General features: G+C 65.8%; 16 protein-coding genes. 4 read left to right on the forward strand and 12 right to left on the reverse strand.

What is annotated here, in order from left to right; genetic code table 11:
* Positions 1–97 precede the first annotated feature (97 nt).
* The 3 genes from AruPA_RS00255 to AruPA_RS00265 are packed head-to-tail and all read left to right on the forward strand — an operon-like array spanning position 98 to position 3227.
* Complete coding sequence (locus tag AruPA_RS00255; protein ID WP_265634061.1) at positions 98–1381, forward strand: acyl-CoA dehydrogenase family protein; 1284 nt, start codon at positions 98–100, stop codon at positions 1379–1381.
* Positions 1381–2355 (forward strand): NADPH:quinone oxidoreductase family protein, encoded by a 975-nt coding sequence (locus tag AruPA_RS00260; protein ID WP_265634064.1) that lies wholly within the window; start codon positions 1381–1383, stop codon positions 2353–2355. The genes AruPA_RS00255 and AruPA_RS00260 overlap by 1 nt, the downstream gene beginning before the upstream one ends.
* Positions 2352–3227, forward strand: coding sequence for an SDR family oxidoreductase (locus tag AruPA_RS00265; RefSeq protein WP_265634066.1), 876 nt, complete (start codon positions 2352–2354; stop codon positions 3225–3227). Before AruPA_RS00260 ends, AruPA_RS00265 begins: the two co-directional genes overlap by 4 nt.
* Positions 3228–3233: 6 nt before the next feature.
* Here AruPA_RS00265 and thiL read toward each other — a convergent pair whose 3' ends face one another.
* Genes thiL through rpiB form a run of 9 tightly spaced genes read right to left on the reverse strand, consistent with a single transcriptional unit; the run spans position 3234 to position 10198 of the window.
* Positions 3234–4175: a thiamine-phosphate kinase gene (thiL, locus tag AruPA_RS00270; RefSeq protein WP_265634068.1), complete on the reverse strand. Its 942-nt coding sequence runs from the start codon at positions 4173–4175 to the stop codon at positions 3234–3236.
* On the reverse strand, positions 4172–4666 hold the full coding sequence (nusB, locus tag AruPA_RS00275; protein WP_265634070.1) for a transcription antitermination factor NusB: 495 nt from the start codon (positions 4664–4666) through the stop codon (positions 4172–4174). Before nusB ends, thiL begins: the two co-directional genes overlap by 4 nt.
* Positions 4663–5145 (reverse strand): 6,7-dimethyl-8-ribityllumazine synthase, encoded by a 483-nt coding sequence (ribH, locus tag AruPA_RS00280; RefSeq protein WP_265634071.1) that lies wholly within the window; start codon positions 5143–5145, stop codon positions 4663–4665. Before ribH ends, nusB begins: the two co-directional genes overlap by 4 nt.
* A complete protein-coding gene (gene ribB / locus AruPA_RS00285; RefSeq protein WP_265635094.1) occupies positions 5142–6269 on the reverse strand; it encodes a 3,4-dihydroxy-2-butanone-4-phosphate synthase in 1128 nt (375 codons plus the stop codon). Before ribB ends, ribH begins: the two co-directional genes overlap by 4 nt.
* 14 nt (positions 6270–6283) lie before the next feature.
* On the reverse strand, positions 6284–6898 hold the full coding sequence (locus tag AruPA_RS00290) for a riboflavin synthase (RefSeq protein ID WP_265634073.1): 615 nt from the start codon (positions 6896–6898) through the stop codon (positions 6284–6286).
* The gene (ribD, locus tag AruPA_RS00295; RefSeq protein WP_265634075.1) at positions 6898–7992 is read right to left on the reverse strand and encodes a bifunctional diaminohydroxyphosphoribosylaminopyrimidine deaminase/5-amino-6-(5-phosphoribosylamino)uracil reductase RibD; all 1095 of its coding nucleotides are present in this window, start codon (positions 7990–7992) and stop codon (positions 6898–6900) included. Before ribD ends, AruPA_RS00290 begins: the two co-directional genes overlap by 1 nt.
* On the reverse strand, positions 7989–8444 hold the full coding sequence (gene nrdR / locus AruPA_RS00300; protein ID WP_029310571.1) for a transcriptional regulator NrdR: 456 nt from the start codon (positions 8442–8444) through the stop codon (positions 7989–7991). The genes ribD and nrdR overlap by 4 nt, the downstream gene beginning before the upstream one ends.
* A gap of 6 nt (positions 8445–8450) precedes the next feature.
* Positions 8451–9749, reverse strand: coding sequence for a serine hydroxymethyltransferase (gene glyA / locus AruPA_RS00305; protein ID WP_408858550.1), 1299 nt, complete (start codon positions 9747–9749; stop codon positions 8451–8453).
* Positions 9746–10198 carry a ribose 5-phosphate isomerase B gene (gene rpiB, locus AruPA_RS00310; protein WP_265634081.1) on the reverse strand — a complete coding sequence of 151 codons (453 nt, stop codon included), beginning with the start codon at positions 10196–10198 and terminating at the stop codon, positions 9746–9748. Before rpiB ends, glyA begins: the two co-directional genes overlap by 4 nt.
* 152 nt (positions 10199–10350) lie before the next feature.
* Between rpiB and hemB the strand changes: the two genes are divergently transcribed.
* Complete coding sequence (gene hemB, locus AruPA_RS00315) at positions 10351–11343, forward strand: porphobilinogen synthase (protein WP_265634083.1); 993 nt, start codon at positions 10351–10353, stop codon at positions 11341–11343.
* A 49-nt stretch (positions 11344–11392) separates the two neighbouring features.
* Here hemB and AruPA_RS00320 read toward each other — a convergent pair whose 3' ends face one another.
* From AruPA_RS00320 to AruPA_RS00330, 3 genes are all read right to left on the reverse strand, one after another.
* Positions 11393–11653, reverse strand: a complete 261-nt coding sequence (locus AruPA_RS00320) for a GlsB/YeaQ/YmgE family stress response membrane protein (protein ID WP_029310567.1) — start codon at positions 11651–11653, stop codon at positions 11393–11395.
* 83 nt (positions 11654–11736) lie between these two features.
* Positions 11737–11922, reverse strand: coding sequence for a CsbD family protein (locus AruPA_RS00325; protein WP_265634084.1), 186 nt, complete (start codon positions 11920–11922; stop codon positions 11737–11739).
* 136 nt (positions 11923–12058) lie between these two features.
* The gene (locus AruPA_RS00330) at positions 12059–12340 is read right to left on the reverse strand and encodes a DUF2312 domain-containing protein (RefSeq protein ID WP_265634086.1); all 282 of its coding nucleotides are present in this window, start codon (positions 12338–12340) and stop codon (positions 12059–12061) included.
* Between the last annotated feature and the right edge of the window lie 19 nt (positions 12341–12359).

Genomic DNA, 12359 nt, shown 5'->3' on the forward strand with positions numbered 1-12359 from the left:
GTCAAGCGGCGGGCCGATGCCGCAAGGGGGACTTGCGTAACGCATGGGCAAGCCGCACAATCGGGCAAAATCGCACGATGATAAGGGAAATGCCGCCATGGACTTCGCCTATTCCACCAAGACCGAGGCCTTGCGCGCGCGCGTCGCGGATTTCATGGCGGCGCATATCTATCCCAACGAACAGGCGCTGTTTCACACCGCGCACACCCAGGCGGACCGCTGGCAGCCGCTCGCTCTGTTAGGCGAGATCAAGCAGAAGGCGAAAGCCGAGGGGTTGTGGAATCTGTTTCTGCCGCAGTCCGAGCATGGCGCGGGGCTGACCAATATGGAATACGCGCCGCTTGCCGAAATCATGGGACGCAGCCCGTTCGGGCCAGAGGCGTTCAATTGTTCGGCGCCGGATACCGGCAATATGGAAGTCCTGACGCGCTATGCGGCGGCGGAGCACAAGGAGCGGTGGCTGAAGCCGCTGCTGGCCGGGGAAATCCGTTCGGCTTTCGCGATGACCGAGCCGCGTGTGGCATCGTCCGATGCGACCAATATCGAGACCGAGATCCGGCGCGATGGCGATGAGTATGTGATCAACGGCCATAAATGGTGGATTTCCGGCGCGCCCGATCCGCGCTGCCGCGTGCTGATCGTGATGGGAAAATCCGACCCCGCCAACCCGGATCGGCACAAGCAGCAATCGATGATCCTGGTGCCGTTTCCCCATCCCGGTGTCACGATGAAGCGTGCGCTGCCGGTATTCGGCGATGACGATGCGCCGCACGGGCATGCGGAGCTGATTTTCGACAATGTGCGCGTGCCGGCCGCCAACATTCTGTTAGGGGAAGGGCGCGGCTTCGAAATTGCCCAGGGCCGGCTTGGGCCGGGACGGATTCACCACTGCATGCGCTCGATCGGCGTTGCCGAACGGGCGCTGGAACGCATGGTCCGCCGGTTGGAATCGCGCACCGCGTTCGGCAAGCCGGTGGTTGAGCAGAGCGTATGGCGCGAGCGGATTGCGGAATCGCGCATCATGATCGATCAGGCGCGGCTGCTGACGCTCAAGGCCGCATCGATGATGGATACGGTCGGCAACAAGGGCGCGCGGGCCGAGATTGCGATGATCAAGGTGGTGGCACCAAATGTCGCGTGCAAGATTGTGGATTGGGCGATCCAGGCGTTCGGCGGCGGTGGCGTGGCGGATACCTGGCTGTCGAGTTCCTACGCGCATCAGCGCACGCTGCGGCTCGCCGATGGACCGGATGAAGTCCATCGCGATCAACTGGCCCGGCTTGAGCAGCGGCGCTACCAGAATAGCGATCCGGCACGGTCGGGCGGGTATCCGAACGTGATGATCGCGGATGGACTATCCGAACCGGGGTTGCCGGTCTGATGCGGGCCATCGTCTGCGCGGCGTGGGGCGGGCCGGAGACGCTGCAGCACCGCGAGATTGCCGATCCGGTCGCGCGCGAGGGTGAGGTCGTCATCAGAATTCATGCCGCGGGCGTGAATTTTCCCGATGTGCTGATCATTCAGAAAAAATATCAGGTCCAGCCGATCCTGCCGTTCACCCCGGGTGCGGAGGTGGCGGGCGAGATCGAGGCGGTGGGCGACGGCGTGACCGACTTCAAGATCGGCGACCGGGTTCTGGCCTTGTGCTCGACCGGCGGGTTTGCCGAGAAGATCGCGCTCAATGCGCATCTGTGCGTGCCGATTCCCGACCATGTGCCCTATGATGTTGCCGCGGGGTTCATTCTGGCGTTCGGCACGTCGCACCATGCGCTGATCGATCGGGGCGGCGTCAAGCAGGGCGATACCGTGCTGGTCCTGGGTGCGGCCGGGGGCGTGGGGCTGGCGGCGGTCGAGATCGCGAAGGCACGCGGTGCGAAGGTGATCGCGGCGGCTTCGAGCGATGCCAAATTGGTGATCTGCCGTGAGCGCGGCGCCGATGCGACGATCAACTACAGCACCGAGGATCTGCGCGCCGCGATCAAGACTCATACCGAGGGGCGCGGGCCCGATGTTATTTTCGACCCGGTCGGCGGGCGATTTGCCGAGCCGGCGTTTCGGTCGATTGCCTGGCGCGGGCGCTATCTGGTGATCGGCTTCGCGGATGGTGAGATCCCCAGCCTGCCGCTCAATTTGCCGTTGCTCAAAGGGGCTGCGGTGGTGGGTGTGTTCTGGGGCGAGTTCGCCCGGCGCGAGCCCGGGAACCAGATTGCGATGATGCAGGATCTGTTTGCGATGTTGCAGAACGGCCAGATCCGTCCGCTGATTTCGAAAGCCTATCCGCTGGCCGAGACGGCGCAGGCGCTGCAGGACATGGCGGACCGCAAGGTGACCGGAAAGATCGTGGTGGTGCCATGAAGGTTTTCAAGGATCGTATCGCCGTCATCACCGGTGCGGGCAGCGGGTTCGGGCGCGAGTTTGCCCGGATTGCGGCGGCGCGGGGGATGAAACTGGCGTTGGCGGACATCCAGCAGGACGCGCTCGATGCGGTCATCGCCGAGCTTGCAGCCACGGGTGCCGAGGTGATCGGGCACCGGCTCGATGTTAGTGACGCCGGGGCGATGGATGGGTTTGCCGACAGGGTGTTTGCGACGTTCGGCGATGTGCACCTGCTGTTCAACAATGCCGGCGTCGGTACCGGCGGCTTGATCTGGGAGCATTCGGTTGCGGATTGGCAATGGGTGCTCGGCGTTAATCTGTGGGGTGTGATCCACGGTGTGCGCTGCTTCGTGCCGCGGATGATCGCGAGTAAGCAGGAAGGTCATATCATCAATACCGCCTCGGTCGCGGGATTGCTTTCGGCGCAGACGATGGGGCCGTACAATGTTTCGAAACATGGCGTGGTCACGCTGTCCGAAACGCTGTTTCATGATTTGCGGATCACCGGTTCGACGCTCGGCGTCACGGTGCTGTGCCCGGCCTTCGTCGATACCGGCATCAAGGATGCGGGGCGCAACCGGCCGGCCGATCTGACCAACCCGACGCCCGCGACCGAGAGCCAGCGGCTTGCCGAGGAGCAGACGCGCAAGGCGGTGACGTCCGGGCGGCTGAGTGCCGCAGATGTCGCGGCAAGGACCTTTGCGGCGATCGAGGCGGAGCAGTTCTACTGCCTGACGCATCCGCGGATTCTGGGTTCGGTCGAGTTGCGGCTCGCGGATATCCTCGCGCAGCGCAACCCGACCGATCCGTTTTCGCTGAAGAAAGACGTGGCGTTTACCGCACCGGCGTGAACCGGCTCAGAAATGCCGCCAGCCCTGCCGGGCGAATTGTAGCGGGGTGCCCGAGGCATCGTTGATGCGGATAGCGCGGTGCGCGTCCGTCATGATGCCGATGCGGGTGAGCGGGACGGTGCCGCAGGCCGCCCGCAGCGCGGGCTCGGCGGCGGCGGGTGCGGCCAGGATCAGCTCGTAATCATCGCCGCCGGTCAGCCGGGTTTCGAGCCAGGCATTGCCGGCGGCGCGCGCGGCGGGTGAGTGCGGCACCCGCGCCGCCTCGATCACCGCGCCGAGTCCCGCGTTGGTGCAGAGATGGCCGAGGTCCTGGATCAGACCGTCCGATACATCGATGGCGGCATGAGCGAGGCCCGCGAGCGGCAAGCCCACCCGGGGTTCGGGCAGCAGGCGGCGGGTGGAAAAAAACCCGCCCGGATCGGCGATGTTGCCACGGGCCGCCTCCAGCCCCAGTGCCGCATCGCCGATCGTGCCGGTCACGAAGATCGCATCACCGGGCCGGGCCCCGGTGCGCAGCAGCGCCGCGCCGGGTGCTACGTGCCCGATCATGGTGACCGATGTCATGATGGGGCCGGTGGTCGAGGTGCTGTCACCGCCGAACAGCGTGATGTCATACCTGCGCTGATCCTGCGCCAGACCGGCGGCAAACTCAGCGAGCCACGCCTGCGGTGTTGCCGTGCGCAGCGCCGTGGTCAGCAGATAGCCGATCGGCGTGGCACCCATCGCGGCGAGATCGGACAGGTTGCGGCGGAGCAGTTTGCGGGCGACGCAATCGGGCGGGTCGTCGGGCAGGAAATGGATGCCTTCGATCATCTGATCGACGGTGAGCACGAGTTGGCGGCCGGGGGGCGGCGACCAAACCGCCGCGTCATCGGTCAGTCCGAGTGCCGCCTGGTTCGCCAGGGGTGCGAAATAACGCGCGATCCGGTCGAACTCACCGCCGCTCACCCGGCTTCGGCGAAATCGTTCGGGCGCAGCATGCGGGCCATGCGGTCGAGCACGGCGTTGCCGAGCTGCACGGCGTCCTCCTTCAGGAATCCGTGGGCGACATCGAGATATTCATTGATCACGACGCGGGGCGGCGGCCCGTCGGTCATCCACAACTCGGCGCCGCCGGCGCGCAGCAGGGCGCGCAGCACCGGGTCGAGCCGCGCCATCGGCCAGGCTTCGGGCAGGAGGCTGACGATCATCGGGTCGATCACATCCTGCTGTTCGGTCGCGACGCGCACGATGCGGCTGAACAGCGGCGCGTGCGCTTCCGGCACCCGGCCATCGGCCACGCCAGGCTTGCCGGGCAGCGCGCCGATGCGGTGGCGGATGAATTGTCCGATGACGGTTTCAGCGGTTTCGCCGTTCTGCTCGCATTGGTACAAAGCCTGCACCGCGGCGACACGCGCCAGTGTGCGCGGCCGCACGCCCTTGCCGGGTGCGGCTGTCATGCCGCCCCCAATTGGCGCGCGAGCGCGATCTGCCTGAGGCAGGCGGCGGCGGCTTCCGCACCTTTGTTAGAGCCGGTCTCGGCCGACCGCGCCTCGGCCTGGGCGATGGTATCGACCGTGAGCAGCGCGGTGCCGAGGCAGATGCCGTATTGCAGGGCGACGTTCATCAGCCCGTTCATGGCCGTGCTGCAGATGTAATCGTAATGATCGGTCTCGCCGCGCACGACGCAGCCGAGGACGACGAAACCATCGAAGGTTTGTTTGCCGCGCAGCGCGATGCGCAGGGCCTGGGGAAGTTCGTAGGCGCCGGCGACGTCGATGGTCTCGACGGTAGCGTTGGCCTCGGCCAGCAGGAGCGCGGCCGCCGTGGTCATGCCGTCAACGATATCGCGGTAATACGGCGCGCGGATCACCAGCACGCGCGGTGCGCTGCCCGGCACGACCGGCACAATGGGTGCCATTGCATCGGCGGTGCTCATGGGATTGCCTTGCCCTCGATCGGCAGTTGATCGACGATGTTCAACCCGTAGCCCTCCAGCCCGATAACGGCGCGTTTGTGGTTCGATAGCAGGATCATGTCGTGCACGCCGAGATCGGTCAGAATCTGTGCGCCGATGCCGTAGTCGCGCAGCACGGTGCCGGTGCGCGCGCCGCCCATGATCTGGGCGAGGCGGGTCGAGATCGCATCGGGCCTTGCCTCGCGGATCAGCACGACGACCCCCCTGCCCGCCTCGGCGATCTGTGCCATCGCGCGGCGCAGATCGCGAATATGTTCGCCGCCCAGAATATCGTCGATCGTGCTGATGGCGTGCATGCGGACCAACACCGGCTCGTTGGCCGCGACATCGCCCTTCACCAGGGCGAGATGCTCGACATGATCGATGGTGTTTTCGAAACTGACCATGCGCCATTGCTGGCCGGCACCATCGGTCAGCGCGCCGTCGCCGGTCCGGCGGACCAGTTTTTCGACCCGCCGGCGATAGCCGATCAGATCGGCGATCGTGCCGAGTTTGAGGTTGTGGTATTGGGCGAAGCTCACGAGGTCGGGCAGCCGCGCCATCGTGCCGTCCTCGTTCATGATCTCGCAGATCACGCCGGCCGGGGTGAGGCCGGCGAGCCGCGCGATATCGACCGCGGCTTCGGTGTGGCCCGTGCGCACCAGGGTACCGCCGTCCCGCGCCATCAGGGGGAAGATATGGCCCGGTGTCGTGATATCGGCGGCGCTGGATTCCGGATTGATCGCGACCGCGATGGTGCGCGCCCGGTCAGCCGCCGAGATGCCGGTGGTGACACCCTCGCGCGCCTCGATCGAGACGGTGAAGGCGGTTTCGTGGCGCGAACCGTTCGATTGCGCCATCATTTTCAGCCCTAGCGTCTCGCAGCGCGCCTTGGTCAAGGCGAGGCAGATCAGGCCGCGGGCATGTTTGGCCATGAAATTCACCGCATCCGGCGTCGCGAACTGGGCGGGGATCACGAGATCGCCTTCGTTTTCGCGATCTTCGTCGTCCACCAGGATGAACATGCGCCCGGCGCGCGCTTCATCGATGATTTCAGCGGCCGAGGACAAATAGGTCTGCAGCGATGCGGTCTGCATTGCGTTCATCTTGCTCTGATCCATCACGAAACCTCCGCCAGCCGCGCGACATAGCGGGCCAGCATGTCTATTTCGACATTCACCGCATCGCCTACCGCCAGCGTGCCGAAATTGGTGACACGTTCGGTATGCGGGATGATATTGACGCCGAAGGTGTTGCCCTCAACCTCGTTGACGGTGAGTGACACGCCATTGATCGCAACGCTACCCTTGGGGGCAATGAACCGCGCGAGCGCCTGCGGCACGCTGAACCGCCAGCGGGTCGAGCCGTGTTCCGGCGTCGTCGATATGACGGTGCCCAGACCATCGACATGGCCGGATACCACGTGACCGCCGAGCTCATCGCCCATCCTCAGGGCGCGCTCCAGATTGATCGGGCTCTGTTCGGTCCAGGCGCCGAGGGTGGTCTTCGACAGGGTCTCGCCGGAGACATCGACCGCGAACCAGTCGCTGCCGGCCTCGACCACGGTGAGGCAGCAGCCCGAGCAATTGATCGAGGCACCGAGCGCGATCCGGTCGAGATCGGCCCAGGCGGCATTGCGATCCGGCACGCCGATCACGAAACGGGCGTCGCGCTCGCCGGTCGGCGGGGATTTGCTGGTCAGCCGCCCGACGGCGGTGATGATCCCGGTAAACATCAGTCCTGTCTCCGATAGGTTGCCAGGCGGTCCGCACCGCTGGCGTTTGCGCTCAGCATGGTCAGTCGTTTCGCGGCCGCGAGCGCCGCGACGCCGAACCCGGCGATCGCGGCAATGCCGTCGCCGCCGATCACGAGCGGGGCGGTGAACCAGGCGATCTGGTCGACCAGATCGGCACGCAGCAACGAGGCCGCAAGGCTGCCGCCGCCTTCGACCAGCAACCGCGTGATGCCCGCGGCGCCGAGTGCGCGCAGGGCGGCGAGCGGATCGACGCCGGTTTCGGCGGCGGGCACCGCGAACAGGCGGGCGCCGAGCGCGGCGAAAGCATCGTGCCGGGCGGGATCGGCGCCGTCGCGATGGATGATCCACAGCGGATGGGTATCGGCGCCGCGCGCGAGGCGGCTGTTCAGGGGCAGGCGCAGATGTGAATCGACCACGATGCGGATCAATGGTGCGGCACGAAACCCATCGATCCGGCAGGTCAGTTCGGGATCGTCGGCCAGGGCGGTGCCGACGCCGATCATCACGGCGTCATGCGCGCCGCGCAGCGCGTGGGCGGTGCGGCGGGAGGCATCGCCGGTGATCCATTGGCTGTCGCCGGTGCGTGTCGCGATGCGGCCATCGAGCGAGGTGGCGAGTTTGAGCGTGACTGCGGGCCGGCCATGCTCGATCAGGGAGACGAACCCGGCATTCACCGCCAGCGCCGCCGGCAAGCCGATCCCCTCGGTCACTGCGATGCCGGCGGCGCGCAGCATGGCGAGTCCGGCCCCGTTCACCCGGGGATTGGGGTCGCGCATCGCAACGACCACGCGCGCCACCCCGGCATCGATCAGGGCTTGCGCGCAGGGCGGCGTGCGGCCGTGATGCGCGCAGGGTTCGAGCGTGACATGAACGGTCGCCCCCCGCGCGGCGGCTCCGGCCATGGCGAGCGCCTGCGTCTCGGCATGCGGCCGGCCGCCCGGCGCCGTGCGGCCACGCCCCACGACAATGCCGGCGTTGACGACGACGCAGCCGACGCTGGGGTTGGGTGCCGTCTCGCCCAGGCCGCGCCTTGCCAGGCCGATGGCCGCGGCCATGCAATCGGCATCGGTCATTTCGGCGGGTCCATTGCGCCGAGGAAGGTCTTGAAATCCTTGGCTTCACGGAAATCGCGATAGACCGAGGCGAAGCGGACATAGGCGACCGCATCGACCTCCTTGAGCGTGTCCATCACCAGTTCGCCGATCGCGGTGGAGGCAATCTCGGCATCGCCGGAGGCTTCGAGCTTGCGCACGATGCCGTTGACGATCCGCTCGATCCGTTCGTCCTCGACCGGACGTTTGCGCAGGGCGATCCGTACCGAACGGGCCAGCTTGTCGCGGTCGAAAGCGACGCGGCGCTGATCGGCCTTGACCACGACCAGTTCGCGCAGCTGCACGCGTTCGACCGTGGTGAAGCGCTGGCTGCATTGCGGGCAGAACCGCCGCCGGCGAATGGCGCTGCCGTCTTCGCTCGGGCGGCTATCCTTGACCTGCGTATCGGCCTCGCCACAGAACGGGCAGCGCATCGGGCCTTACCGATAGATCGGGAAACGCTTGCAGAGGTCCAGCACTTTCGCACCGACGGCGGCTTCGACCGCGCTGTTCGCGCCGTCGTTCGAGGCCGACAGACCATCGAGGACCTCGACGATATATTGGCCGACCAGGCGGAATTCGGCGGCACCGAAGCCGCGCGTGGTCGCGGCGGGCGTGCCGAGACGAATGCCGGAGGTCACGGCGGGTTTGGCCGGATCGAACGGAATGGCGTTTTTGTTCGCGGTCATGTGCGCGCGCTCGAGCGAGGCTTCGGCGGCCTTGCCGGTGACGTTTTTCGGCCGCAGATCGACCAGCATCAGATGCGAATCGGTGCCACCAGTGACGATGTCGACACCGCCCTCGACCAGCGTTGCGGCGAGCACCTTGGCGTTTTCAGCGAGGGCTTTCTGATAGGCGCGGAACTCGGGACGCAGCGCTTCACCGAAGGCGACCGCTTTCGCCGCGATCACGTGCATCAGCGGGCCGCCCTGCAGGCCGGGGAATACGGCCGCGTTGAACTTTTTGCCGAGCTCGAGGTCGTTGCTCAGGATCATGCCGCCGCGCGGGCCGCGCAGGGTCTTGTGGGTCGTGGTGGTGACGACATGCGCGTGCGGCAGCGGCGAGGGAAACACACCGGCCGCGACGAGGCCGGCGAAATGGGCCATGTCGACCATGAAATAGGCGCCGACCTCATCGGCCACCTTGCGGATGCGGGCGAAGTCGATCACGCGGGGATAGGCGGAGCCGCCGGCGATGATGATGCGCGGCTTGTGTTCGCGCGCCAGGCGTTCGAGCTCTTCGTAGTCGAGCACGCCGTCTTCGCGGCGTACGCCGTATTGCACCGGCTTGAACCATTTGCCGGACAGGTTGGGCGCCGCGCCGTGGGTAAGGTGGCCGCCGGCCGCGAGCGACATGCCGAGAATGGTGTCGCCCGCGTTCAGCAGCGCGAGGAACACCGCCTGGTTGGCCTGCGCGCCGGAATGGGGCTGGACGTTCGCGTATTCGCACCCGAACAATTGCTTGGCCCGGTCGATCGCGAGTTGTTCGGCGATGTCGACCGCGGCACAGCCGCCGTAGTAGCGCTTGCCGGGATAGCCTTCGGCATATTTGTTGGTCAGCACGGAGCCCTGGGCTTCGAGCACGGCGCGCGAGACGATGTTTTCCGAGGCGATCAGTTCAATGCCGTCCTGCTGGCGCGCCAGTTCCTGCGCGATGGCGGCGGCGAGATCGGGGTCGGTTTCCGCGAGCGATGCGTTGAAAAACCGGTCCATGCTTGCAATCGGGGTCTGCTGGTTCATCGGGTCCGCTCCGGGTTGAGTTTTGCGAGCCGCAGATCGTGCCGCCCGCCTTGATAATCGGTCGAAAGGAAGGCGTGCAGCGCGTCGAGCGCCACGACCTCACCGGTGATGCGCGCACCGAGGGCGAGTATATTGGCGTTGTTGTGCGAGCGTGACAACCGCGCTTCGGTCGCGTCATGCGCCTGGGCGCAGCGGATGCCGGGGTGGCGGTTGGCGGCGATCGCCATGCCGATGCCCGAGCCGCAGACCAGCAGGCCGAGGTTTGCCTCGCCCGCTTCGATCCGGTCGCTCACCGCGTGGGCGATATCGGGGTAATCGACGCTGGCGGGGTCGTTGGTGCCGCAGTCGATCACGATCCAGCCGGCGTCGCGGGCCGCCTTGGCGAGCGTGTCTTTCAGGGCATAGCCGGCGTGGTCGGCGCCGACGATCAGGGTTTTCGCAATGCTCATCGCGCGGCTTTAGCACGCGGACCGTGCGGGATGAAACATGCCTTATCGCGCGGTCAGATGTGACAGGATGAGCGGCCGGAGCCGGAGGGAACTTGCGCAATCCGCCGCTTCGCGCGATGGCGTGATCACGCCCAGAGATGAGGAGTTCCAGCATGATCACCGGCAGTTTCCCGACCACACGCCTCAGGCGCAACCGCATCGATGCCTGGACCCGGCGGATGGTGGCCGAAACCAGCCTGTCGGTCGATCATCTGATCTGGCCGATCTTCGTGCGCGAGGGCGATGGCGAACCGACGCCGGTGAATTCGATGCCCGGTGTGGTGCGGGTCGGGCTCGATCGGCTCGCCGCGCATGTGGAGGAAGCGGCGACGCTCGGCATTCCGGCGATCGCGCTGTTTCCCGCCACACCGCCGGCGTTGAAGGACGCGGAAGGCACCGAGGCGCTCAATCCCGACAATCTGATCTGCCGGGCGGCGAGGCTGCTGAAGGCGGCGTTTCCCGACCTCGGGTTGATCGGCGATGTGGCGCTCGATCCTTATACCGATCATGGCCATGACGGTGTGTTGCGGGATAATTATGTCGCGAATGACGAATCGGTCGCGATTCTCGAGCGTCAGGCCGTCAACCAGGCGCTGGCGGGGATTGATATCATCGCGCCGTCGGACATGATGGACGGGCGGATCGGCACTATTCGCGCGGCCCTCGATTCAGAAGGGCTGATCCATACCAGGATCATGAGCTATGCGGCCAAATATGCGTCGGCGTTCTATGGACCGTTTCGCGAGGCACTCGGGTCGAACGCGGCGCTGCGGGGCGACAAGAAGACCTACCAGATGAACCCGGCGAATTCGGACGAGGCGCTGCGCGAAGTCGCGATGGATCTCGACGAGGGGGCCGATATGGTCATGGTCAAGCCCGGCATGCCGTATCTTGATATCGTGCGGCGCGTGCACGATGCGTTTCATGTGCCGGTGTTCGCGTATCAGGTGTCGGGCGAGTACGCGATGCTCGCCTCGGCGATGGAACTGGGTCTGATCGATCGCGAGCGGGGCATATTGGAAACCCTGCTCGGCTTTCGCCGCGCAGGGGCTTCAGGTGTGTTGACGTATTTCGCGGTCGAGGCGGCGCGGCTGCTGAAGGCCTAGGCTTGCGCTGCGCGCGAACCACCCAGGGGCATGGCCCCTGGATTTCCGTTCAGATCCGCCGGCGGCCACCGACCAGGGCGTGGTAGATCACCAGGACCACCACCGCGCCGATCACCGCGACGATCAGACTGTATATGTTGAAGCCGGTGACGCCGACGCTGCCGAAGGCGTTGAAGATGAAGCCGCCGACGATCGCGCCGATGATGCCGAGCACCATGTCGAGCACGATGCCCTCACCCTGCTTGTTGACCAGCTTGCTGGCGATGAAGCCGGCGATCAGGCCGAGAACGAGCCACGCGATAATACCCATGTGAAGTCATCCCTTTGTGAGGTGGAAATACGGCCACCGACCGGCGGGGGCCGGCGGCTGGCCGGCACTCGGAAAAGACGAGGTCAGCGCTTGACGGCGTCGCGGACCTTGTCCTTGGCTTCGCCGACCTTGCCCTGGGCTTTGCCGGCCACCTGCTCGGCCTTACCCTGGGCTTCGGTCTGCCGGTTGCCGGTCACCTTGCCGACGGCTTCCTTGACACTGCCCTTGACCTGCTTGGCGGCGCCTTCAACGCGATTGTGATCGACCATTGCTTCGCTCCTCGTCTGTGTTGTGCGGCGGCCGGATCGGACCGGCCTTTCGTGCATCACAGATAGGCGAGCGCGCAACCGGATCGAGAGTGGATCATCGCAATTCCGGTAATATTACCAAAACAACATGAACCGTTCAGACCATGCCGAGCGCGCGGCGATAGACATCGATCAGCATTTCCTGTTCCTCGACCTCGGCGGGTTCCTGTTTGCGCATGCGGATCAACTGGCGCAGGACCTTGACGTCGAACCCGGCGGACTTGGCCTCGGAATAGATATCCTTGATGTCGGAGGCCAGCGCCTTGCGTTCTTCTTCGAGGCGCTCGATTCGCTCGACGATGCTTTTCAGCCGATCGGCGGCGATATTGCCGGTGGTTGCATGGTCTGCGGTGGCGTGGTCAGCGGTATCGAATGCCATCGGGGGTCTCCAGCCTGAG

Source organism: Acidiphilium sp. PA (genome assembly GCF_026191915.1).
GTDB lineage: Bacteria > Pseudomonadota > Alphaproteobacteria > Acetobacterales > Acetobacteraceae > Acidiphilium.